General features: G+C 61.4%; 18 protein-coding genes. 7 read left to right on the forward strand and 11 right to left on the reverse strand.

The genetic code is table 11. From position 1 onward, the window contains the following. Positions 1-120: 120 nt before the first annotated feature. Together cobS and ARCT_RS0108560 are read right to left on the reverse strand one after the other, a co-directional pair. Positions 121-1,107 (reverse strand): cobaltochelatase subunit CobS, encoded by a 987-nt coding sequence (cobS, locus tag ARCT_RS0108555; RefSeq protein ID WP_027239693.1) that lies wholly within the window; start codon positions 1,105-1,107, stop codon positions 121-123. Positions 1,108-1,370: 263 nt separating this feature from the next. Then, on the reverse strand, positions 1,371-1,994 hold the full coding sequence (locus ARCT_RS0108560; RefSeq protein WP_027239694.1) for a DnaJ domain-containing protein: 624 nt from the start codon (positions 1,992-1,994) through the stop codon (positions 1,371-1,373). 106 nt (positions 1,995-2,100) lie between these two features. Between ARCT_RS0108560 and ARCT_RS0108565 the strand changes: the two genes are divergently transcribed. Further along, positions 2,101-2,358, forward strand: a complete 258-nt coding sequence (locus tag ARCT_RS0108565) for a BolA family protein (RefSeq protein WP_027239695.1) — start codon at positions 2,101-2,103, stop codon at positions 2,356-2,358. Between the two features lie 99 nt (positions 2,359-2,457). On the opposite strand, the gene ARCT_RS0108570 is transcribed toward ARCT_RS0108565, so the two are convergent. Together ARCT_RS0108570 and pepT are read right to left on the reverse strand one after the other, a co-directional pair. Further along, positions 2,458-2,979, reverse strand: coding sequence for a DUF4177 domain-containing protein (locus ARCT_RS0108570; RefSeq protein ID WP_027239696.1), 522 nt, complete (start codon positions 2,977-2,979; stop codon positions 2,458-2,460). Between the two features lie 157 nt (positions 2,980-3,136). After that, complete coding sequence (gene pepT / locus ARCT_RS0108575) at positions 3,137-4,375, reverse strand: peptidase T (protein WP_027239697.1); 1,239 nt, start codon at positions 4,373-4,375, stop codon at positions 3,137-3,139. Between the two features lie 137 nt (positions 4,376-4,512). Between pepT and ARCT_RS0108580 the strand changes: the two genes are divergently transcribed. Then, positions 4,513-6,048 (forward strand): hypothetical protein, encoded by a 1,536-nt coding sequence (locus ARCT_RS0108580; protein WP_027239698.1) that lies wholly within the window; start codon positions 4,513-4,515, stop codon positions 6,046-6,048. Positions 6,049-6,162: 114 nt separating this feature from the next. On the opposite strand, the gene gatB is transcribed toward ARCT_RS0108580, so the two are convergent. Then, positions 6,163-7,671: an Asp-tRNA(Asn)/Glu-tRNA(Gln) amidotransferase subunit GatB gene (gene gatB, locus ARCT_RS0108585; protein WP_027239699.1), complete on the reverse strand. Its 1,509-nt coding sequence runs from the start codon at positions 7,669-7,671 to the stop codon at positions 6,163-6,165. Between the two features lie 287 nt (positions 7,672-7,958). Between gatB and ARCT_RS0108590 the strand changes: the two genes are divergently transcribed. Next, positions 7,959-10,355 carry a Tex family protein gene (locus tag ARCT_RS0108590; RefSeq protein ID WP_027239700.1) on the forward strand — a complete coding sequence of 799 codons (2,397 nt, stop codon included), beginning with the start codon at positions 7,959-7,961 and terminating at the stop codon, positions 10,353-10,355. 105 nt (positions 10,356-10,460) lie between these two features. Here the strand turns inward: ARCT_RS0108590 and ARCT_RS0108595 are convergent, their stop codons facing one another. The 3 genes from ARCT_RS0108595 to pepN all read right to left on the reverse strand — a co-directional run bounded on the left by ARCT_RS0108595 (position 10,461) and on the right by pepN (position 15,142). Continuing rightward, positions 10,461-11,939, reverse strand: coding sequence for a hypothetical protein (locus tag ARCT_RS0108595; RefSeq protein WP_240476287.1), 1,479 nt, complete (start codon positions 11,937-11,939; stop codon positions 10,461-10,463). 160 nt (positions 11,940-12,099) lie between these two features. Beyond that, the gene (locus ARCT_RS25715; protein WP_051360623.1) at positions 12,100-12,585 is read right to left on the reverse strand and encodes a hypothetical protein; all 486 of its coding nucleotides are present in this window, start codon (positions 12,583-12,585) and stop codon (positions 12,100-12,102) included. Further along, the gene (gene pepN / locus ARCT_RS0108605; RefSeq protein ID WP_027239702.1) at positions 12,578-15,142 is read right to left on the reverse strand and encodes an aminopeptidase N; all 2,565 of its coding nucleotides are present in this window, start codon (positions 15,140-15,142) and stop codon (positions 12,578-12,580) included. The genes ARCT_RS25715 and pepN overlap by 8 nt, the downstream gene beginning before the upstream one ends. A 287-nt stretch (positions 15,143-15,429) precedes the next feature. Between pepN and ARCT_RS0108610 the strand changes: the two genes are divergently transcribed. The 3 genes from ARCT_RS0108610 (at position 15,430) to ARCT_RS0108620 (ending at position 19,079) form a co-directional block, all read left to right on the forward strand. Beyond that, positions 15,430-17,562 (forward strand): malate synthase G, encoded by a 2,133-nt coding sequence (locus ARCT_RS0108610; RefSeq protein WP_027239703.1) that lies wholly within the window; start codon positions 15,430-15,432, stop codon positions 17,560-17,562. Between the two features lie 78 nt (positions 17,563-17,640). Next, entirely contained in the window at positions 17,641-18,066 is a 426-nt protein-coding gene (locus ARCT_RS0108615; RefSeq protein WP_027239704.1) for a GlcG/HbpS family heme-binding protein, read from the forward strand. Positions 18,067-18,296: 230 nt separating this feature from the next. After that, complete coding sequence (locus ARCT_RS0108620) at positions 18,297-19,079, forward strand: gamma-glutamyl-gamma-aminobutyrate hydrolase family protein (protein WP_027239705.1); 783 nt, start codon at positions 18,297-18,299, stop codon at positions 19,077-19,079. Between the two features lie 283 nt (positions 19,080-19,362). On the opposite strand, the gene ARCT_RS0108625 is transcribed toward ARCT_RS0108620, so the two are convergent. Then, complete coding sequence (locus ARCT_RS0108625) at positions 19,363-21,600, reverse strand: xanthine dehydrogenase family protein molybdopterin-binding subunit (RefSeq protein ID WP_027239706.1); 2,238 nt, start codon at positions 21,598-21,600, stop codon at positions 19,363-19,365. A gap of 4 nt (positions 21,601-21,604) precedes the next feature. After that, on the reverse strand, positions 21,605-22,069 hold the full coding sequence (locus ARCT_RS0108630) for a (2Fe-2S)-binding protein (RefSeq protein WP_027239707.1): 465 nt from the start codon (positions 22,067-22,069) through the stop codon (positions 21,605-21,607). 114 nt (positions 22,070-22,183) lie between these two features. Here ARCT_RS0108630 and ARCT_RS0108635 point away from each other — a divergent pair, with 114 nt between their 5' ends. Next, entirely contained in the window at positions 22,184-22,768 is a 585-nt protein-coding gene (locus tag ARCT_RS0108635) for a TetR/AcrR family transcriptional regulator (protein WP_027239708.1), read from the forward strand. A gap of 278 nt (positions 22,769-23,046) precedes the next feature. Here the strand turns inward: ARCT_RS0108635 and kynA are convergent, their stop codons facing one another. After that, positions 23,047-23,904, reverse strand: coding sequence for a tryptophan 2,3-dioxygenase (kynA, locus tag ARCT_RS0108640; RefSeq protein WP_027239709.1), 858 nt, complete (start codon positions 23,902-23,904; stop codon positions 23,047-23,049). Positions 23,905-24,032 lie beyond the last annotated feature (128 nt).

Consider the following 24,032-nt stretch of genomic DNA (forward strand, 5'->3'; position numbering starts at 1 on the left):
TCCAGTCGAGCGGCAGCGAAAAGGGCGGCGCCCGACCCGGCGGGGAGGAAGCGAAGCGCCCGCCCCGTGGGGGACGGGACGGGCGCTGCCCGGCCTTGCGGCCGGGCGGCACGTCACAAATCAGCCCAGTGAAACGCTGGCGGCGCTTTCGGGCAGCTCTTCGTCAAAGCAGCGCTGGTAGAACTCGGCGACGGTCTGGCGCTCCAGCTCGTCACATTTGTTCAGGAACGACAGACGGAAAGCATAGCCCACATCGCGGAAGATCTCGGCGTTTTGCGCCCAGTTGATCACGGTCCGCGGGCTCATCACGGTCGACAGATCGCCGTTCATGAATGCGGTGCGGGTCAGATCCGCCACAGTGACCATCTGGGCGATGCTCTTGCGGCCGGGCTCGGTGTTGTAATGGGGGGCTTTGGACAGCACGATGGCGGTTTCGGCATCATGGCTGAGGTAGTTCAGCGTGGCCACCAGCGACCAGCGGTCCATCTGGGCCTGGTTGATCTGCTGGGTGCCGTGATACAGCCCCGTGGTATCGCCGAGGCCAACGGTGTTGGCGGTGGCAAACAGACGGAAATAGGGGTTTGGGGTGATGATCTCGTTCTGGTCCAGCAGCGTCAGCTTGCCGTCATGTTCCAGAACCCGCTGGATTACAAACATCACATCGGCGCGGCCGGCGTCATATTCATCAAACACGATCGCAACCGGGTTGCGCAGCGCCCAGGGCAGGATGCCTTCGTGGAACTCAGTCACCTGCTTGCCGTCGCGCAGCTTGATGGCGTCCTTACCGATCAGGTCGATCCGGGAAATATGGCTGTCGAGGTTGACCCGGACAGAGGGCCAGTTCAGACGCGCGGCGACCTGTTCGATATGGGTCGATTTGCCCGTACCGTGGTAGCCCTGGATCATCACCCGGCGATTGTGGCTAAAGCCGGCCAGGATGGCCATGGTGGTGTCGGGGTCGAATTTATAGGTGGGATCAATCGCGGGCACACGGTCAGAGCCTTCGGCAAAGCCCTTGATGGTCATGTCGGTATCGATGCCAAAGACATCGCGCACCGAAATGGGGTCGGTGGGTTTTGCATTCATATCCAGCATGCCGTCAGTCATCACAGTCGATCCTTGTTCCTCTCCCGCCGATTGCGGGGTCAATCCGGGGGATTGGTGCCTGATCTTGCGGTGAAGGGCAAGGGGCAGAGTCGGGGGTGGCCAAATAACGTGATGTTGCAGAGGGAACTGGCCTTATGCGTGGCTCGAAATTTGAACCGAAGGACGCCAATAGCGATATCTGGGCACAAAAAAATAGGCAGCTCCCGCTGCCCATTTTCTTTCTGTTCCAAGACTCGGGATCTGGGGTCCTGACCCTAAGCGCATTATTTGAAGCTGCGGCTGTCCTTGATCTGCTCCCAGGCCCAGCGGACCTCTTGCAGCTGCTCTTCCTGGCTGCGGTCACCGCCGTTCATATCCGGGTGCAGCACCTTGATCAGCTTTTTGTAGGACTTGCGGATGTCGGCCTTGGACCAATCGTCCTTGGCCTCCAGCAGCTCAATAGCGCGGCGTTCGGTGGCGGGCAGGCGGCGGCCGGTGGCGGCAGAGCGGCCCGGGTTCTGGGTGGCATTGCCGCCAAGAACCTGATGTGGATCCTCAATGCCAAGCCGGGCCCAGGCGCGCGCTTCGGGGTCGCCCATGGGTTTGGTCTGACGTTCCCAGACCTTGTCCTTGGACTGCTGCGCGTTCAGCTCTGCCTCGGTTGTGCCCTGGAAGAAATTCCAGTGGTTGTTATATTCGCGAACATGTTCCTGGCAGAACCAGAAATAATCATCCAACACATCCGGGGCCTTGGGGGCGCGGAACTTGCCGGCCTCTTCGCACCCCTCCTTGTCGCAGACCCGCACAGAGGTCTCCGAGGCGCCGGACATGCTGCGACGTCCACGCGGATTCTTCTTCTTGGCAGAGCTGACGGACATATCGAAACCGAAAGGATCTGATTTACTCATGGGGTGCACCTTCTCGACGCAACTACTCGACTCGGAGGCAGCAGTTTAGTCTAAGGGGCGCCAGATTGAAGGGGGTGCGAGAAATAAATATGAGGATGAGCGGAATATGAGCATTCGTGTCGAGATGGAGCAGCGGCTGCAGGCAGCCTTTGCGCCCACGGAACTGGAGGTTGTGGATGACAGCAACAGCCATATTGGCCACGCGGGCCATGATGGCAGCGGTGAGAGTCACTTTAACGTGAGGATCCGCGCCGCAGCCTTTGCCGGGCAAAACCGGGTGCAGCAGCACCGGGCAGTGCACAGGGCGCTGGGGGACATCGTGCCGCGCATTCACGCGCTGGCACTGGATATCGGCAGCGATTGATCTGTCAGACCCTGCAGAGGTGCCCCGAGCTCAAGAGGCTTGGACCCTTGCAGGGAGGATGGCCCTTGCAGGGAAGGGGGGCCTTGCCGGGAGGCGCGGTTATTCGTCGTCTGCGGCGTGCAACTTGGCGCGGGCTTTCAGGGCGGCAGTCATGCCAGAGACCGGGCTCAGCTCTTCGACCCCATCGTCGGCCCGCATGCTGGCAGCTCCCTGACCTGGAACAGGAGTTGCTCCTGCTGGCGCTTCGGGATCGCCTGCGGTGGCTGTTAACACGCCAGCCGCAGGGGCGGCGGCAGGGGGGGCGGCAACCGGTGCCTGCACCGCTGGCGCATTGCCTGCGGGGGCGGTGGTTGCGGCAAGGGCGGGTGCGGACACACTCTCGGCTGTTGCCAATGCACGGCGAAACACCAGCACATTGCGCCAATGGGTGGTTGATCCGGTCAGGCCGGAACGCTCATCCGAGGGCAGGAGTTCTGCGCGTTGGTACTCCCAGCCTTCAGCTGCCATTTGGTTGAGAGTGATCTCAATGGAACTGGCAAAACGCCCCTCGGGGGTTTTGACGCCTTTGGTCTTGGTGCCCTTATGGGGAGCGGGAACAACTTTGTACTCAAACGCCTGCATTGCGGTCTCCTGACTTCCGGCGCAGGTTTACCCTATGCAGGCGAGGGGTCAAGTCTGGGTTCGCTGACAGAGGATCCTCCAGCCGAGATTGCCGGGTTTTCCAGCAAGACACCGCTGCCCGGTCCTGGAACCGGACAGCGGGGGGGGGCGACGGGGGCTATTTGGCTGCCGCCAGTTGCGCCAGGGTCAGGCAGACCTGCAGGGACGCGGCCATGTCCTGCACCGACACCCATTCCAGGGGGCCGTGAACACATTGCATCCCGCAGAAGATATTGGGGGTCGGCACCCCCATTTCCGTCAGGCGCGAGCCATCGGTGCCACCGCGGATCGGCACCGAGATTGGTTCGATCCCATTGGCACGGCAGGCCTCCAGCGCCAGATCAACCGGGGTCATGTCCTCTTCCAGCCAGTAGCGCATGTTGCGATACTGCGGATAGATCTCGCAGGTGATTTCGGCGCGCGGCTCTGAGGCCTGCACGGCGGCGCAGACCTGGCGCAGCAGATCCCCCTTGGCCGCCAGACCGTCGCGTTCAAAATCACGCAGGATCAGCTTGATCTCCATCTCTGACGACCCCCCCGCCATATCGGTGACATGCAGGAAGCCCTCGCGCCCGTCGGTGGTTTCCGGCGTCATGGTCGCCTGCGGCAGGGTCTGCACAATCTTGGAGGCCAGATGCGCGGCATTGACCATCTTTTCCTTGGCCCAGCCAGGGTGGATCGAGACGCCCTTGATCGAGACCACGGCGCGATCCGCCGAGAAGCTCTCGTAGATGATCTCACCCAGGTCACTGCCGTCCAGCGTATAGGCAAAATCAACGCCCAGATCTGCAGGCAGCCTGGCGTCAACGCCGCGCCCAATTTCTTCGTCGGGGGTAAAGGCGATGCGGATGGGGCCGTGCGGGATATGTGGGTTCTCGATCAGGTGCTGCGCCAGGGTCATCACGATGGCGACGCCGGCCTTGTCATCGGCGCCCAGCAGGGTCAGGCCGGAGGCGGTGACCAGATCATGGCCCTCTTTGCCCGCCAGATAGGGGTGGTCCTGTGGAGACAGCACCAGATCGGGATTATCCGGGAAACTGATGTCGCCGCCGTTGTAGCCCTTGATGACGCGGGGTTTGACCCCTGCCGCATTGAACTGCGGCGCGGTGTCCACATGGGCGAGAAAGCCAACCGTCGGCCCATCAATAGTGCCGGGAATTGTCGCCAGCACGGTGCCATAGTCGGTCAGCGCCACATCCTGCGCGCCGATCTGGTTCAGCTCGGCCACCAGCAGGTTCAGCATATCGAACTGGATCTCGGTGCTGGGGGAGGAGGGAGAATTCTCATCGCTTTGGCTGTCGATGGTGGCATAGCGGGTGAGGCGATCCTGAAGGGTCTGGTCGAAGGGCGTTTTCATCGTGTTTTCCTGTGGCTGTCACATCTGGCGGCAGGCTGGGGCAGAGCAGGACAAGGGTCAAGGGCAGGCTTGCAACAACCGGGGCTTGCGGGCAGAGTTTCTGTATTGCAGGGCCGAAGTTGTAAGGAACAGCGCATTTGGACGTCAGCGAGATTGTAGATCGAAAGAGTTATGAGGCCTGGCTGGGGGCGCTGCCAAAGGAGCGCCGACGCGAGAGTGCCGTGGCCCTTGCCACCCGTGCGGCGCTGCGGGCGTTTCCCTTTTGGGCCGCTGAAATGCCAGCAGACTGGGCGCGCAAAGGGGATTTGACAGTGCTACCGCTGTCGCGCAGTCTGCTTATACCGGCGGTTGCGGTCAAAATGCCAACAGCAGAACTCAGAAACGCCGCTGACTCCATCACCGCAGCCGCCAGCGGTGAAACCTTTGCCGCCGCGGCTGCCGCCTACGCGGTCTACGCCGCCACCGGCGCTGCCGCTACCGCCTCCTACGCGCCCTATGCTTCCGTCGCCTCCTACGCAGCCTACGCGGCCGCCGACAGCGTCTCCGCTACCGCTGCCTCCGCTGCCGCCTTTTGGGCTGTGCTACGGGCAGACTGCACGGCGATTTTGGCTGGGGGCGATATCCTGCACCGCCCACTTTGGCCGGAGGGGCCAGCGCCAGACGAGCTGCAGCGGGCCTGGACCACAGGCCGGACCTGGATGGAGGCCGCCCCGGGCCACGCCTTCTGGATCCGCTGGTATGACGCCATCCTTGCGGGCCGCCCCCTGACCCATGACTGGGACAGCCACTGGCAGCTGATGTACAACATCGCGCTGATCGACCCCAAAGATTGGGGAGAAGGCAAGGAACCCGACGCCATCCGCGTGGCGGGGATTATTGCGGACCTCTGTAAGCCCTACGCCCTGAAGCTGACACAGAGTAACGAGGCGGTGGAGCAGAACCCGGAAACCGGTTTGCTGCGTCTTGTGCCAGTCGCGCCGCTGGAAGAGGGGTTTCACCTCTATATCCGCCGCAAGCTTACGAAGGCCTTGCGCGTTTTTGGCAATCATCCCGGCAATGAACATACCGCGATCATTCCAGAACTGGCCCTACTGCGCGACGCAATCGCAGATGCGGATAACCTGCCGGTAGAGCTTTTTGATGCCTGCACATCTGTCACGACACGGGTTGCGGCGCGGATCCGAGAAGGCTCTTTGCCGCCCAAGGATAAGGACCCGCTGGTTGCTGATTTTCTAAAGCATCTCCGGGAGGCAGGTGCTGAGATCTTTTCCGAGGATGAGGAAACGCAAAAGGCGCTTGCCCGGCGGCAGAAAGTTGCGCCGAGTGATGCACTGCAGAACGAAAGCGAAGCCGTCCGGAAGGTTGCCGAGGTTATTGCTGAACACGCCGAACCCGGACCACTTTCGCAGATAGGGGAAACGGCAGCAAAGGTTCTGGATCCAGCCGCCTCGGCAGAGGAGCAGCATACACTTCGTTTCAAATTCGTTTCGCGGCTCTTGCGTGGCATGGGCGCGCTGGGGTGGAGTTATCTGGATTCGGCGGCAAAAACAGCTGGAAAGGCGACGGGAACTGCTGGTGTCGGTGCTGTCATTGATGCCGCGACGTTACAGATTACGACCCCATACTTTCAGGCGGCCTACCGCGCAATTCTCCAGTTTTTGGGGATAGGATAGCGACTAACCGCTGAGGGCGCTTCGCACCCACCCGAGGTCGGGCACTCTCCTATCTTTGAAAACGACAGAGGGCGACCCTTTGGCCGCCCACTTTTATTTCATCTGTCCTGTGCCTTAGCCCAGTTTTTTGGCAACCAGCTCGTTCACCGCCTTGGGGTTGGCCTTGCCGCCGGTGGCTTTCATCACCTGACCAACAAACCAGCCTGCCAGTTTGGGGTTCTGTTTGGCTTTTTCCACCTGCGCCGGGTTGTCGGCGATGATCTGATCCAGGGCCGCTTCGATGGCGCCGGTATCTGTGACCTGCTTCATGCCGCGCTCTTCGACGATCTGCGCCGGGTCGCCACCCTCGGTGTAGACGATCTCAAACAGATCCTTGGCGATCTTGCCCGAGATGGTCTCGGCCGAGATCAGCTCGACGATGCCGCCCAGCTGTGCGGGGGTGACCGGGCAGTTGGCGATATCCTTGTCGTCGACTTTCAGGCGGCCAAAGAGCTCGTTGATCACCCAGTTGGCAGCGAGTTTGCCATTGCGCCCCTCTGCCACGGACTCAAAATAGGCGGCGGATTCCACATCCGCCGTCAGCACCGAGGCGTCATAGTCGCTGAGTTTGAAATCTGCGATGAACCGCGCCTTTTTGGTGTCGGGCAGTTCCGGCAGGCCGGCTTTGATCGCCTCCACCCAATCCTGTTCGATCTCCAGCGGCAGCAGGTCAGGGTCGGGGAAGTAGCGGTAATCATGCGCTTCTTCCTTGGACCGCTGGGTGCGGGTCTCGCCCTTGACGGGATCGAAGCCACGGGTTTCCTGGTCCACCTCACCGCCTGCTTCGACGATGGCAATCTGGCGACGGGCCTCAACCTCGATCGCCTGCTGGATGAAGCGGGTCGAGTTCATGTTCTTGATCTCGCAGCGGGTGCCGAGATGGCCGAAATCACCGGTTTCGCGGTAGCGCTCGTAGGCGCCGGGCAGGCAGATCGAGACGTTGACATCGGCGCGCAGGTTGCCGTTTTGCATGTCGCCGTCGCAGGTGCCGAGATAGCGCATGATCTGGCGCAGCTTGAGGATATAGGCGGCGGCCTCTTCGGGGCTGCGGATGTCGGGGCGCGAGACAATCTCCATCAGGCAGACGCCGGCGCGGTTGAGATCGACAAAGGACATGTTGGGATCCATGTCGTGGATGGATTTGCCCGCGTCCTGTTCCATGTGAATGCGTTCAACCCGCACCGTGCGTGCGGTGCCATCGCCCAGCTCCACCAGGACTTCGCCTTCGCCGACGATGGGGTGATAGAGCTGACTGATCTGATAGCCGGCCGGCTGATCGGGGTAGAAATAGTTCTTGCGGTCAAAGGCGGACCAGAGGTTGATTTCGGCCTTGAGGCCCAGCCCGGTGCGCACTGCCTGCTCAACGCAGTAGTCGTTGATCACCGGCAACATGCCCGGCATGGCCGCATCCACAAAGGAGACGTTGGAGTTTGGCTCGGCGCCAAATTTGGTCGAGGCGCCTGAGAACAGCTTGGCATTGGAGCTGACCTGGGCGTGGACTTCCATGCCGATGACCAGTTCCCAGTCATGTTTGGCGCCCGAGATCACCTTGGGCTTGGGGAGTTCATATGTCAGGTCGAGCATCGCGCACCGGCTCCTTTTATCACGTTTGGTCCGGTTCTAGGCCAGCGCGCCATGCGGGGCAAGAGCATAAGGGCCTGGCGCAGGCCTGCCGAGCTTTGTCCATAGTGTCCCCGCCCATTTTGCCAGCAGAAACACTGTCAGGAATACTGTCAGGAATACTGTCAGAAACGGGGCAAGAAACCGGGCCTGACGGACCAGGCTGGAATCTGGGCTCTTGGCGTGACTGGCTTGCAAAGCTATGAAGATCGCCCGCGCAGAATCCCGCGCAGAAAAAAGAGGACACAGTGTTGGACACCGCAGCCCGTATTGCCCAGACCATAGCCCGTGAAATTGGTGCCGCCCCAAACCAGGTGAACAGCGCCGTGACCTTGCTGGACGAGGGGGCTACCGTTCCTTTTGTGGCGCGCTATCGCAAGGAGGCCACGGGCGGGCTGGATGATACCCAGCTGCGCACCCTGGCGGAACGGCTGGCCTACCTGCGTGAGCTGGAAGCGCGGCGGCTGGCGATCCTGGACTCGATCAAGTCGCAGGACAAGCTGACGGAGGGGCTGGCGGCCTCCATCGCCAAGGCCGAGACCAAGGCGCAGCTGGAAGATATCTATCTGCCCTATAAGCCCAAGCGCCGCACCAAGGCGATGATTGCGCGTGAAAATGGCCTGGAGCCGCTGGTGGAGGCCATCTTGGCGGACCACAGCGCAGACCCGGAGGCGCTGGCCGCCGCCTATCTGACCGAGGCGGTGCCGGGCACCAAAGAGGCCCTGAACGGGGCGCGCGATATCCTGACCGAGCGGATGACGGAAAACGCCGGGCTGTTGGGGCGTTTGCGCCAGTTCCTGCAGGCAGAGGCCCGGTTCACCGCGCGGGTTGTCGAGGGCAAGGAGCAACAGGGCGCCAAGTTTTCTGACTATTTTGATCATAGCGAGCGCTGGGCCGATGTGCCCTCGCACCGGGCGCTGGCAATGTTGCGAGGCGCCAATGAGGGGGTGCTGACGCTGGATATCGGTCCCGAACCGGAAGCGGGCGTGGTCCGCGCCGAAGCCATGGTGGCGGCAGAGCTGGGCGCCAGCGGCTCTGGCCCCGGCGATAAATGGCTGCGCAAGGTGGCGGGCTGGACCTGGCGGGTGAAGCTGAGCCTGTCGATGATGCTGGAGCTGATGAGCGAGCTGCGCAGCCGCGCGCAGGAGGATGCCATTCAGGTCTTTGCGCGCAACCTCAAGGATCTGCTCTTTGCCGCCCCGGCCGGTGCGCGACCGACGCTCGGGCTGGACCCGGGCATTCGCACCGGCGTCAAGGCGGCAGTGGTGGATGCAACCGGGAAACTGCTCGCCACAGAGACGGTCTATCCATTTCAGCCAAAGAATGATCTGCGCGGCGCGCAGGTCAGCATTCTGAAACTGATTGCCGAACATGGGGTCGAGCTGATCGCCATTGGCAACGGCACCGCCAGCCGCGAGACAGAGCGCATGGTGGCGGAAGTCATCAAACATCTGCCCGCCAAGGTCAAAGCCCCCACCAAGGTGGTGGTCTCAGAGGCCGGGGCCTCGGTCTATTCCGCCTCGGAGCTGGCGGCGCGGGAATTCCCCGACCTTGACGTGTCGTTGCGCGGTGCGGTGTCGATTGCCCGGCGCCTGCAGGATCCGCTGGCGGAGCTGGTCAAGATCGAACCCAAGAGCATTGGCGTCGGCCAGTACCAGCACGACGTCGACCAGCACCGGCTGTCAAAATCGCTGGAGGCGGTGATCGAGGATGTGGTGAATGGCGTTGGCGTCGATCTCAACATGGCCTCAGCACCGCTGCTGGCGCATGTTTCGGGGCTGGGGCCTGGACTGGCCGAGGCCATCGTTGCGCACCGGGATGTAAACGGTGCTTTTGCCTCGCGTCGCGACCTGTTGAAAGTGGCGCGCCTTGGCCCCAAGGCCTTTGAGCAATGTGCAGGGTTTTTGCGCATTCGTGATGGCAAGGAGCCGCTGGATGCCTCGGCAGTGCACCCGGAAGCCTATAGTCTTGCCCGTCAGGTGGTTGCGGCCTGTGGCCGCGATATTCGCCAGATCATGGGCGATGGCAGCGCCCTGAAAGCTCTGCGCGCAGAGCAGTTTGTCGATGAGACCTTTGGCCTGCCCACCGTGCGCGATATCTTTGCGGAACTGGAGAAGCCGGGCCGGGACCCCAGGCCCTCTTTTGTTACGGCCACCTTCGCGGAAGGGGTTGAGACCATGCAGGACCTGAAACCGGGTATGGTTCTGGAGGGCACCGTGACCAATGTCGCTGCCTTTGGGGCCTTTGTGGATGTGGGGGTGCATCAGGATGGGCTGGTGCATGTCAGCCAGCTGGCCGACAAGTTTGTCAAAGACCCACATGAGGTGGTGAAGGCCGGGCAGGTGGTCAAGGTCACCGTGACCGAGGTGGATGTGGCCCGCAAGCGGATTGCCCTGACCATGCGCAAGGATGGTGGCGCTTCTGCGCGCGAGGATCGCAATGCGCGCTCGGAGGGCGGCGGTGCCAAAGGTGGCGCTTCGCGCGGGGGGCAACACTCCAGAGGTCAAAAACCGGGAGGCCAGAAAGCGGGGGGCCAGAAACCGGGAAGCCAGAACGCTGGGAAAATGTCGTCCTCCCCCCGCAAGGCTGCGTCTTCGGAAACCGGCGCTCTGGGCGCGGCGCTGATGGATGCGTTCAAAAGGACCTGATGTTTGCCGTCAGAGCCGCTGAAATTGGCGGGTTTTGGCAGCCGCAAAAGCAAAGACCGGGAATATCCCGGTCTTTTTTGTGACCTTTGAAAAAGATCCGAGCGCTTAGCCCGGCAGCAGCGCAAACCCCTTTGGTGTGAAGGTGACCCTATGGCCGCTGTTGATCTCGTCGCGGAAAAAATGAGCCAAACATTGCAGGGCCTTGACCTGGCCATGGGCAGCAAAGCGGCGCGGCGAGGTGATGCGGGCATTGTTGTCAAACCCTTGGCAGGCATGGGCCCAGATCAGCGGGTGCAGCTCGTGCAGGTGACTGCGCACCAGCCAGCGGGCCGCTTTTGAGATCTCCATCCGGTTGTGATCCGCCGACGGGTTGATCCCCAGCCCATTGGGCAGGGTGACGGCGCAATAGGCCGCAAACAGGTTGATCATTTCCTGGCTTGGATCGGCGCAGAGAATATCCTGCAACCCATCCAAAAAGAATTTGGCATCAACACGGGCGCAGGCCTGATCGTCGATGGTCATGGCGTCAAAATAGACCCAAGTATAGCCGCCAGCGCCCCACTGATGTTGGGTGCGCGCTGCGGTGCGACGGGCCTCTAGCTCAAGCGCCGCATAAGATCCATTTGCGCGGGGCAGCATCTGGGCGCCAAGAGCACGCATTGGCCGTGGGTTGTCCGGGGCCTGATCAATCAGGGCGCCATAGGCATCTGCAACCTGCAGGGTATCGGCACATTGCCCGGCAAACAGCGCGCATTGAGCGGCCGACAAAAAGGCGCTGTCGCGGCTTTGATCCTTGAGCGGTGCCAGCAGCGTTGTGGCGCGCTCAAAATGCGCATTGGAGCGGCGCATCTGCGCTTCCCGTTTGGCTTTGCCTGCGGATTCGTCAGCGGCTGCGGCACGCCAGGTCCAGGCGATATCGATATGGGCCAGGGCGACAATTGCCGTCAGGTAGATGTCCCTTGGATGGTCGCGCCGCAGGCTTTCCAGCGCCATGACCCCCTCAATGAGGATTGGGTTTTCGCCAGATTTCTTGCCAGCAGATTTTTGTCCACCGATGTCTTTGGCGCCCGTTCTTGTAGTGGTTGCGGCTGACTTGTCATTTCGGTCTTGCAGTGCATGTTCCACTGCATTCACCACATCAGAACGGGCGCCATAGGCCAGAAGGTCCGCTTCGGGCAGACCGCTGCTGGTGCGGCTCTGGGCTTTGTCTGCGTCGCGGATCAGCTGTGACAGGTCGGACCAGCGCTCTTGCCGCGCCAGGAACTGACCTTTGTCCTGCAGGTTTTGACGGCTCTGACTGTCGGGACAATCGCTTAGGGTTGGGATCAGCAGCTTGGCTGCTAAGCCTTCCAGATCCTGTTCCACTGTCGTCTCAGATGTCGCCTCGGATATTGTCTCGGACTGGTGGAGTGTCTTTGCAACGGGGGCAGCGGCTGTTTGATCACCAGCGTCTGCCAGGGGCACCTGCGTGGCGTCAGCGCCTGAGCTGGAGGTTACACCCGAAAGTCCGGCTGCAATCCAGGCGGGAAACTCCTTGTGCAGTCGGGAGAGGTGCATCCACATTTGGTTTTGAGGTCTGAGCATTCAAATTCCTGCAGGTTGGCAGCTTGTCCGGTAGGGCTCAAAATGATTGTGCAATGCGGCGCAATCGTGGCAGCGATAGGGTTATTACCGTTAAGAATTGGGAAATGGCATGGCAAAGTGGCCTTGCGTGCTGGCAGGCTGGCCTGGCCTGCGGGTCAGGCTATAAAACCGTGAAGTGGTGGCGCTGGCTGGGGATGCCGCGCGCCGATAGCGCCTCTTCCAGTTGCTCTACCGGGGGGAGAACATGCTGTGGCATCCGTAGTTTTTGGCCATCTTCCAGGATGAGCGTTGCGCGAAAGGACAGATCCCACCGCCGGTCAAGCCGCAGCAAAGAGACTTTGGCCAGCGGTACAGCCGTGTTGCCGGTTGCCGTGAACCAGCAGATCTGATCCGCCGTCAGCGCGAGCCGCGACATGGGGTTGCGCCAGAGTTCCCAGAGGCCCGGCAGCGTCGGCAGGGCCAGAACGGCAAGGAGCCAGGCCGAAATTTCCAATGCAACCCCGCCAAAAATCAGGGCCGCCAGCCACAGGAAAACGGCGCTGGCCAAGGCCCAGCTGCGCCCGCGACGCTGAAAATGGAGCGGTGTCGGGGGCGCAGCGGTCGGGTGATCTCTGCCTGCCTGATCTGGGGGGATCTGGTCAGGCATCCAGAATTCGGCTGACCATTTCATTGGTGTCGCGGCTCAACCCCTGGGTGTCCTTGATCCGCTGCAGCTGGTTGCGGATCAGGGTCTGACGGGGGGCGTCGTAGCGCTTCCAGGTCTGGAAGGCTGTGCACATCCGGGCGGTGGTCTGCGGATTGAGGCCGTCCAGCGCGATCAGCTTGTCTGCCAAGAGTTGATAGCCTGCGCCGCTGGCATGGTGAAACCCTGCGTGGCTGCCAGCCAGTGCACCCATCACCGCCCGGAAGCGATTGGGGTTCTTCAGGGTGAACAGCGGGTGCTCTGTCAGTTCAGATGCGATCCGCGCGGTTGCCTCTGGTGCGGCGGCAGCGACCTGCAGGGCAAACCATTTGTCCATTACCAGCCGGTCATCCTGCCATTGCTGATAAAAGGCCTGCGATTGTTCGGTGCCTTTCTCGGCGGTCAGCAAGGCGGCAAGGGCCGCATATTGCTGGGTCATATTGTCGGCGGCGTCATACTGGCGGCAGGCCTGGTCGCCGCCATCAAGACGCGTGAGCAGGGAGAGAATACGCCCGTTCAAAGCGCGCTTGCCGGCGCTCACCGCATCGGGCTGATAGGGGCCTTGCACGGTGGTATCGGCATAGAGCCGCGGCAGGCTGTCGGCCAGTTGCTGCGCCAGAGTCTGGGTCAAGGTCTCGGCTGCGTCATAGATTTTTTGCGGATCGGGCAGGTGACCGCGCTCATGCAGGCTCTGGGCGATGTCGGACTGGCTGGGCGGTTGCAGGATCAGTGCCCGGAAGGCCGGATCAATGCTGTCGTCGCGCACCAGCTTTTGCAGCGCATCCAGATAGGATGCATCCGGGGCCGCACCCGTCAGTACCATGGCGATGCGGGCCTCGCGGGCCAGGGCATTGCCGGCCTCCCAGCGGTTGAACAGATCGCTGTCATGGGCCAGCAAAAAGGCGCGCTCTGCGTTGCTGGTGTCGCGCTCCAGAATGACGGGGGCCGAAAACTCGCGCAGGATCGAGGGCACGGGTTTGCTGGCCAGCCCTTCAAAGGTAAAGCTCTGCTTGGCTTGGGTCATTTCCAGCACGGTGGTTGGCTGCACCTCATCGCCATTGCCATTCAAAAGCCCGACGGCAATTGGAATGACGCGGGGATCTTTGTGCGCCTGACCCGGTGTTGGCGCCGTGTTTTGCTCGAAGGTCAGGGTATAGGTGCCATCCGCAAAGCTTTCCGCCACTTTCAGACGCGGCGTGCCTGCCTGGGCATACCAGAGTTTAAATTGCGTCAGATCACGGCCGGTGCTGTCCGCAAAGACCTGGAGCCAGTCCTCAATGGTGCAGGCCTGACCGTCATGGCGATCAAAGTACAGATCCACGGCCTTGCGATAGGCTTCATCCCCCACCAGACGTTTCAGCATACCGATGATTTCGGCGCCTTTCTCGTAGATGGTGGCGGTGTAGAAGTTATTGATTTCCTGGAACTCTTCGGGTCGTACCGGATGGGACAGCGGACCCTGGTCTTCGGGGAATTGGCGGGCGCGCAGGTCAATCACATCAGAGATCCGCTTGACCGAGGCAGAGCGCATGTCGGCGGTGAACTGGGCGTCACGGAACACCGTCAGCCCCTCTTTGAGGCAGAGCTGGAACCAGTCGCGGCAGGTGATGCGGTTGCCGGTCCAGTTATGGAAATACTCATGGGCAATGATCGCCTCGATGCGTTCAAAATTGGCATCCGTCGAGGTCTCGGGGCTGGCCAGCACGCAGGAGGAGTTGAAGACGTTCAGGCCTTTGTTCTCCATCGCGCCCATGTTGAAATCATCCACCGCAACGATGTTGAAGATATCAAGGTCATATTCGCGGCCATAGGCGTCTTCGTCCCAGGCCATGGATTTTTTCAGGGCTTCCATGCCAAAGGCACATTTGTCCTCGTCACCGGGACGGACCCAGATGTTCAGCTCGACCTCTTTGCCGGACCGGGTGGTGAATGTATCGGGGTGGTTGACCAGATCGCCGGCCACCAGCGCAAAAAGATAGGCGGGTTTGGGCCAGGGGTCGTGCCATTCGGCCTGGCCCTGTGATTGCAAGACGGGGTTGCCGTTGGACAGCAGCACCGCCTCATTGCCCTCGATGCGCACCGTAAAGGTGGACATCACGTCTGGGCGGTCGGGGTAATAGGTGATTTTGCGAAAGCCCTCGGCCTCACACTGGGTGCAATACATGCCACCGGACATATAAAGCCCCTCAAGCGCCGTATTTGCCGCCGGATCAATCTCGACCTCGGCCTCCCACAGGAAGGGCTCTGCAGGGGTGTCGCAGGTCAATCCCTCGGCAGTGATCTCTGGGGAGACCTCAACACCGTCGATCTTGGCAGAGATCAGTTTCAGTTTCTCGCCATGCAGGAAAAACCGTGGATCAGCAGCATCCTGTTTGGGGGTAAAGCGGATCTGGCTCAGCACGCGGGTGGCATGGGGGGCCAGCCGGAAGGTCAGCGCGACGCTCTCTACCACAAAGCCAAAGGGGGTATAGTCCTTGAGATAAAAGGTTTCTGCTTTGGCCTGGGCTGATTGGCTGGTCATCTTGCTGTCCTCGTCTCACCGCGACCAGGGGCTGGGCCGGGGATTTGTTGCTTTTGGTTGTTCTAGTGGTAGGCAATGGCGCAGAGCCGGGCAAGCGCATGACGCGAAAAAGGCGAGCAAATCCGCAGCGTATTTACCTGTTCTTTTTGAAGTGTCAGGCGATTTGCTGTGAAAATTTGAAGCAGCCTCGTGTAAATTGGTAAAGTTATATTACCGCCTCTGTTGCTGATAAGAAACTTTTCCTGTATCGGGGAAACAGGATCGACAATCGGTGAAGGAGAAGGTCAATGAGCCAGAGGCGCACGATCGAGGGGATGCAGGTTGCAAACCATTTGGCGGAGTTCATTGAAAGCAAGGCTTTGCCAGGCACCGGAGTGTCGGCGGCGGCCTTCTGGGCCGGGCTGTCCGGGCTGGTCAATGGCATGGGCGACGAGAACCGCGCTCTGCTGGCCAAACGCGCCGATTTGCAGGGGCAGATTGATGCCTGGCATGTGGCCAACCGTGGTGCGCCGCAGGATGCCGCAGGTTATGAAGCCTTCTTGCGTCAGATTGGCTATCTCTTACCCGAAGGCGATGATTTTGAGATCGAGACGGAAAATGTCGACGCCGAGATCGCCTTTACCCCTGGTCCACAGCTGGTGGTGCCGATCACCAATGCCCGCTTTGCGCTGAACGCGGCCAATGCCCGCTGGGGCTCGCTTTATGATGCGCTTTATGGCACCGATGCCATGGGCGATCTGCCACAGGGCGGTGGCTATGATGCGGCGCGCGGGGCCCGGGTGATTGCCTGGGGGCGCAGTTTCCTGGATGAGACCTTCCCGCTGCAAGGCGGCTCCTGGAGCGATATCACCGGCCTGGCCGTTGCTGAGGGGACTTTGGTGCCCGCGCTCAAGGAGGCCACCCAGTTTGCCGGTCACGTAGGTGACGCCACTGCCCCGACGCGGGTTTTGCTGAAAAACAACGGTTTACATGCGGTGATCGAGGTGGACGCGGCAGGCAATATCGGTGCCTCTGATGCCGCCGGGATCAATGACATCACGCTTGAATCCGCACTCTCCACCATCATGGACTGCGAAGATTCGGTGGCCTGTGTCGATGCCGAAGACAAGGTGGTTGCCTATTCAAACTGGCTGGGTCTGATGAAACGCGATCTGGCCGAGGAGGTCAGCAAAGGCGGCAAAACCTTCACCCGTGTCTTGAATGCGGACCTCGACTACACCAGCGCCGCCGGAGAGGCCGCCAGCCTCAAGGGGCGCTCCTTGCTGCTGGTGCGCAATGTTGGCCACCTGATGACCAACCCGGCCGTTCTGGACAGCGAAGGCCGCGAGGCGGGCGAAGGCCTGCTGGATGCGATGATCACCGTGATGATCGCCATGCATGACCTGCAGGCAGAGGGGGGCAACTCGCTCAAAGGTTCGGTTTATGTGGTCAAGCCCAAGATGCACGGCCCCGAAGAGGTTGATTTTGCCTGCCGCATCTTTGATCAGGTTGAGGCCGCGCTGGGCCTGCCGGCCAATACCGTCAAGATCGGCATCATGGATGAAGAGCGCCGCACCTCGGTCAATCTGAAGGAATGTATCCGCGCCGCCAAATCCCGCGTGGCCTTTATCAACACCGGCTTCCTGGACCGCACCGGGGATGAGATCCATACCTCGATGGAAGCAGGGGCGATGCTGCCCAAGGGCGAGATGAAAAACACGCCCTGGATTGCCTCCTACGAGGATCGCAACGTCGATATCGGTCTGGTCTGTGGTCTTAAGGGGCGCGCCCAGATTGGCAAGGGCATGTGGGCGATGCCGGACCTGATGGGGGACATGCTGGCCGCCAAGATCGGCCATCCAAAGGCGGGCGCGACCTGCGCCTGGGTGCCGTCGCCAACCGCCGCAACCCTACATGCCACCCACTATCACCAGTTTGATGTGCTGGCGCATCAGGATGCGCTGCGTGCGGCGGGCCCACGTGGCACGCTGACTGATCTGCTGGATATTCCGGTGATGCAGGGGCAGAATCTGTCGGATGAACAAATCACCCGCGAGATTGAAAACAACGCCCAGGGTATTCTGGGCTATGTGGTGCGCTGGGTTGATCAGGGCGTTGGCTGTTCCAAAGTGCCTGACATCAACAATGTCGGCCTGATGGAAGACCGCGCCACCTGCCGGATCTCCAGCCAGGCCCTGGCCAATTGGCTGCACCACGAGGTGGTGAGCGAACAGCAGGTGATGGCAGCCATGCAAAAGATGGCCGCCGTGGTGGACCAGCAAAACGCCGGGGATGCCAGCTATCGGCCCATGGCGCCCGGCTTTGACGGCATTGCCTTCCAGGCCGCCTGTGATCTGGTCTTCAAGGGGCGTATCCAACCCTCGGGCTATACCGAGCCGGTGCTGCATGCCCGCCGCCTTGAGCTCAAGGCGGTCGGCTAACGCAGCCATAGAGACGGGGGGCAGGGCGCGGTCCTGCCCTTTTCCCTTATTCTTGATCCTGACCAAAAGGACGCGACCATGACAATTTCTCTGCAATCCGCCCGGACCATTATCGACACAGCCCTGGCCAAAGGCCATGAGATGGGGTTGAAACCTCTTTCTGCCGTGGTGCTGGATGGCGGCGGCCATGTGCAGGCCTTTGCCCGCGAAGACGGTGCGGCGCCGGGGCGCTTTGCCATCGCCCATGGTAAGGCCTATGGCGCGGTGATGCTGGGCATGGCGGGCACTGCGCAGATGGCGCGGGCCGAAGCGCAGGCCTATTTCATGGCGGCGGTGAATGGCGTCTATGGTGGTCAGGTGATCCCCGTGCCCGGTGGTGTGTTGCTGCGCGATGACAGCGGCGCGGTCATTGGTGCCGTTGGCGTCACTGGCGATACCTCTGACAATGACGCGATTGCTGCCATGGCGGGGATCGAGGCGGCAGGGCTGATTGGCGAGATCTGATCTGCCGGAAAATCGCTACCTCTCTGGGGGACGTCGCGGCTTGCGGCGTCCTTTTTGGTTTTTGGCTTCTCTATTGTTTCCGATCTGCCCTGTTTTGTCGCGAAACCTGCCAGTGACGCAACGACGTGCAGAATTGAACAGCAGCCTGCGCGCCTGCCGATGGCTTGGGTGGTTGCGGGATCCGGGGGGAGGCCTTAGCCTTGTTTTGTCCTCTCGCATTCGGAGTCCCCATGGCGCGTCCCAAAGTTGGCATTATCGGCAATTCCTATCTGCTCAACGATCAATACCCGGCACATGCTGGCGGCACGATGAATTCCGAGGCCGTGGCCGAGGTTGCCGGCTGTATGCCGCTGCTGATCCCGTCGGACCCGCGGTTCCTATCGGTCGAGGAGCTGTTGGAAAGCTTTGACGGATTTTTGCTCACCGGGGGGCGGCCAAATGTGCACCCCAATGAATATGGTGAGGCAGAGACCGAGGCACATGGGGCCTTTGATCGGGCGCGGGACGCAATTGTGTTGCCGCTGGTGCGGGCCTGCGTTGAACGTGGTCAGCCCTTTCTGGGGATTTGCCGTGGCTTTCAGGAGGTCAATGTGGCCATGGGCGGCACGCTGTACCCTGAGATCCGGGACCTGCCCGGGCGGATGAACCACCGGATGCCCCCCGATGGCACCCTGGAAGAGAAATTTGCGCTGCGGCACCCGGTGAAAATGACCCCCGGTGGTGTCTTTAGCGGCGTGTTTGGCGCCGATGAGGTGATGACCAACAGCCTGCATGGGCAGGGCATCAAAACGCCGGGGGCGCGTATCATGATCGACGGGGAAGCCCCGGATGGCACGCCCGAGGCGATCTATGTCCGCGACGCGCCCGGTTTTACCCTGGCGGTGCAGTGGCACCCGGAGTGGGACGCCAACAATGACCCGGTCTCCAGGCCGCTGTTTCAGGCCTTTGGCGCAGCGGTCCATGCCTGGGCCAATGGCCCCCATGAGGTCGGCGGGCTACAGGAAACAGCCTGATGAGTGATCTGCCACCACAGGCCTGACCAACTCTGTCACCATGGGAACTCTCAGCGGTATGCATCCGCTCGCGCGCGGCTGCCATGGTGCCATGCGGGGACAGAGCTGTGACGCCTGGGCGCCAGTACGGTCAGTAAGGCAAGATCAGTAAAGTCAGGGTGCAGGCACTCTCTGCGCTGCTGCGGTTTGAGCGCGACGTGAGCAGTCTTGATCAAGCTGCCAAAGCCCCCCACCGATGTGTTCTTGGCGGGGGGGGGCTTTGGCGGTGCCTTGGCTGGTGACCTTACACAAAGCTGAACCGTTTGTTCAGGGGCAGCTCCCGCGCGCGTTCCCCTGTCAGGTCAAAGAGCGCATTTGCCAGCGCCGGTGCGGCTGGTGGAGTGCCGGGTTCACCCGCGCCGCCCATGTGTTTCTGGTTTTGCAAAACCGCAACCTCGACGGCTGGCATGCTGGGCATGCGCATGGCGTCGTAATCGGGGAAGTTTTCCTGCTCCACCGCGCCATTGTCAAAGGTGATCTCGCCAAAACAGGCGGCAGACAGCCCATAGGCCAGACCGCTGAACAGCTGTGCTTCGGTGTTTTGCGGATCCACAACAAGGCCTAGATCGGCGGCAATCCAGGCCTTGGTGATGGCAATATCGCCGTCACGATCAGCCACCTCGATGACCTGTGCGACGGGGGTGCCAAAGCTGTAGACCAATGCCACGCCCCGGCCAATTCCTGCGGGCGTTTTGCCGGTCCAGCCGGACATGTCCCGCACGGTTTTCAGTACTTTGGCGGCGGGCTCCCATTCGGCGCGGGCCAGCTCCAGACGGAACTCCAGCGGGTCGCGGCCTGCCTTATGGGCCATCTCATCAATAATACTGTCTGAAAAGAACCCATTGAACGAGGCCGCCACCGAGCGCCAGAACCCAACCGGGATCATCGGCTTGGCGATATAGCCCTCGACGCGGAAATTCGGGATAGCCAGGGGCTGGTTGAACGCGGCGTCCACATGCCCCTTGTCCGGGCCTGACATTGGCAGACCCAGCATCCGCCCGGCACCTTCCTGGGTGGTGGACTGGGCTGCGATCTTGCCATGGACCATGACCGCCTTGCCATCCTTGACGGCGGCGCGGTAGCGGCCAATGGCACCGGGGCGGTAATAGTCGTGGCGCATGTCTTCTTCGCGCGACCAGGTGAGCTGCACCGGCGTGCCTTTGAGCTGTTGCGCGATCTGCACGGCGCGGTTGGTGTAATCCACCTCGATGCGGCGGCCAAAGCCGCCCCCCAGAAAGGTGGTATTGACGGTCACGGCCTCTGTCTCCAACCCGGTGAGCGCGGCGGCGGCTTTCTGCACCACCGTGGGGCCCTGATTGGGCGCCCAGATCTCCAGCGCATCCCCGGTATAAAGTGCGGTTGCGTTCATCGGTTCCATGGTGGCATGGGCCAGATAGGGCAGGCGGTATTCGGCCTCGATCAATTCCGCCCCCTCGGGAAGGCTGTCAACGTCGCCGTCATCGCGCATGGTCGAATTGGCGGAGCCGGCAAAGGCGGCTTCAATCTCGGCAAAGATCGCCTCGGTGCTGCCGGGGTAGGTGGCAGGCTCCCAGTCAACATCGATGGCATCAACCGCCTGCTGCGCCAGCCAGGTATTGCTGCCGACCACGGCCACCGCATCGCCAAGATCCAGGATCTGCTCGACTCCTGCCATGTCCTTGGCGGCCGAGGCATCAAAGCCGCGCATACCGGCGCCAAAATGCGGGTTCTGTTTGATGGCGGCAAATTTCATGCCGTCAATGCGGGTATCCAGGCCAAAGCCTGCGGTGCCAGTGACCTTGGCTGTCATATCAATACGCGGCACCGGTTTGCCGATGTATTTCCACTGGGCTGCGGGGCGCAGCTCGGCCTCCTGCGGTGCAATCTCGGCGGCTTCTGCGGCCAGATCAGCGTAGGAGAGTTTTACATCCCCCGGAGCCAGAACATATCCCGCCTCGGTTTCAAGCAGGGCGCGGGCGATGCCAAGCCGTTGCGCGGCGGCCTCTTTCAGGGTCTCGCGGGCACTGGCACCGGCCAGCCGCATGCGGGTAAAGCCGTCTTTCATCGAGGAGGAGCCACCGGTGACCTGCAGATCGAGGAATTTGGAGAAATTCCCGACGATCTGCCCCAATGAGTGTTGGAAATCGCTGGCGTTATAGCCGCGCCCGGGCAGGGCCTCGGCCATCATGGCGCTGTTGTAATAGGCCTTGGCGGCGGGGCCATGGATGACAGTGACCTGTGCCGGATCCACATCCAGTTCTTCGGCGATCAGGGCGGCCCATGAGCTGCGCACACCCTGGCCCATCTCAGCCCGTGGCGCGATCAGGGTGACGCCGGACTGGTCGACAAAGACAAAGGGGTTCAGCACCGCCTTGCCCTCACCCGGGGTCAGCGGGTTGGGGGCGGGCTGGTGATATTTGAAGGTGCCAAAGGCAACCCCGCCCAGAATGGCGGCAGAGCCGACGAGAAAGCTGCGGCGGGCGATTTTTTTCAAGCTGGCCATGATATCAGGCCTCCTGCATCATTTTGGCGGCGGAGTGGATGGCGGCGCGGATCCGCGGGTAGGTGCCACAGCGGCACAGGTTGCCCTGCATCGCCTCGTCGATATCGGCGTCGCTGGGACTGGGGTTTTCCGCCAGCAGGCTGGCCGCCTGCATGATCTGGCCGGACTGGCAGTAGCCGCATTGCGCCACCTGATGCGCCACCCAGGCCTGCTGGATCTTGGCCAGGTTGTCTGGCGTGCCCAGGCCCTCGATTGTGGTCACCTCCCCCTCGACATCGCCGAGGCTCAGCTGGCAGGATCGCATCGCTTCACCATTCACCTGCACCGTGCAGGCGCCACAGGCGGCCACGCCGCAGCCAAATTTTGTGCCGGTCAGACCAATTTCGTCGCGCAGTACCCAGAGCAGGGGCACATCATCGGGCAGATCCACCTCATGGGTCTTGCCATTGATACGGAGCGTTTTTGACATGGAACTGGCCTCTTTGCTGGGTCCGGGGGCTGGGGGCGGGAGTTCTGACAAAATGCATGAAATGTGTCATGGTGTCAATTGACAAAAATATATGAAAGTGTCAGAAGCGAGACCATGACGTTTTCAGCCCCAGATTCCAAGACACAGACCATCCTTGCCGCCGCCTGGGCGGGTTTCTCCGCCTATGGGTTTCGCAAAACCTCGATGGATGACATAGCGCGGGGGGCCGGCATGTCACGTCCGGCGCTCTATCTTCATTTCAAAAACAAAGAAGCAATCTTTCGCGGCCTTGTGGCGAGCTACTACGCTGAGGCCGCGCATGAGGTGGCGGCAGCTCTGGCGCAGGAGGGGGCTCTGTCGCAGCGTCTGGCGCGTGCCTTTGCCGCCCATGGCGGTGAGACCATGGAGGCGATGATGTCTTCGGCCCACGGAATGGAGCTGTTCGAAGCCAGCATGAATGTCGCTGGTGATATGATCGAAGAGGGGGAAGCACAGTTGCAGGCAGTCTATGGGCGCTGGCTGCGGGCCGAGTCTGCCCGGGGGCAGTTGCAAATGACAGGGGAGGCGGATGCACTGGGGGGGGTGTTCTGCGCCTGCCTCAAAGGGATCAAACATACCTCAAAGAGTTACGAGAGCTATCGGAGCGGGGTGGCGGAGTTTGCGGCGCTTTGCGCCCGAGCCTTGGCGCCTCTGCCCTAGGGTCCTCGCTCGCCCTTCTTGCCTCCCTGCGAACGGGGGCCTGTCGATGGCCTAAAATCACGGCCTAAATCACAGCCTGAACGCGGTTGCTTCGATCCCGTGCGTTCTTCTCCCCTGCGTTCTATTCTGCGGTGACGCGCCGCGCGTCAGCGCGGCGCCGGGCCCAACGGGATGCGACATCTTGGATGTCGCGAGACGGGCGGGAGCCCCCCGTCTCTGTTTTTTAATGTCTCTGTTTTTCCCGTCTCTGTTTGCCCTGGCTCTGTTTATCCTGCGGGTTACAGCGTGGTGCGCAGGTGCCAAAGCTCGGGAAACAGCTCCACCTCCAGCATCCGCTTTAGGTAGTTAACCCCACCAGTGCCGCCGGTGCCGCGTTTAAAGCCAATGACCCGCTCCACCGTGGTCACGTGATTGAACCGCCAGCGGCGGAAGTAATCTTCAAAATCCACCAGTTTCTCGGCCAGTTCATAAAGCTCCCAATGGGCCTCGGGGGCGCGGTAGACCTCAGACCAGGCGGCCTCTACCGCCGCGCTGGCCTGATAGGCTTCGCAGAGGTCACGATGGATCACCGCGTCAGGCAGGGCAAAGCGCGCATGCAGCGCCCGCAGGGCCACATCATACAGCGAGGGCTGGGCCAGCTCTGCCTCCAGCAGCGCCACCAGATCGGGGCGATGGGCATGGGGTTTCAGCATCGCCTTGTTGCGGTTGCCCAGCATGAATTCAATGAGCCGGTACTGATGCGACTGAAAGCCAGAGCTCTGCCCCAAGGCATCGCGAAAGGCGGTGTAATCCGACGGCGTCATGGTGCGCAGCACATCCCAGGCGGAATTAAGCTGCTCAAAAATCCGCGCCACCCGCGCCAGCATCTTGAAGGCCTGTCTGGTCTCGCCCTTGAGCAAACGCGCGCGCGCCGCCTGCAGCTCATGAATGGCCAGCCGCATCCACAGTTCGGATGTTTGGTGCTGGATGATGAAAAGCATTTCATCATGGGTATCGGTCCAGGGTTTCTGGGCGTTCAGCAACATATCCAGCGAGAGATAGTCGCCATAGGACATGCGGCCGTCAAAATCCATCTGGGCGCCGTCATCGGCGGGGTTGAAGGGGCAGCCCTGTGTCGTGGTCTTGGAATCACTCATTGGATTCCTCCTTTTCCAAATTGAAGTATAGCTCAGGAAAGGGAGAAATGCCTTTTGTTCAGGGTGCCGCATTGGGCCAGGCGACGCCACAGCGCCACCCAGCCAAAGGGCCGGCACAGGGGCAAGGC

The sequence above is a fragment of the Pseudophaeobacter arcticus DSM 23566 genome, assembly GCF_000473205.1.
GTDB classification, from domain to species: Bacteria; Pseudomonadota; Alphaproteobacteria; order Rhodobacterales; family Rhodobacteraceae; genus Pseudophaeobacter; species Pseudophaeobacter arcticus.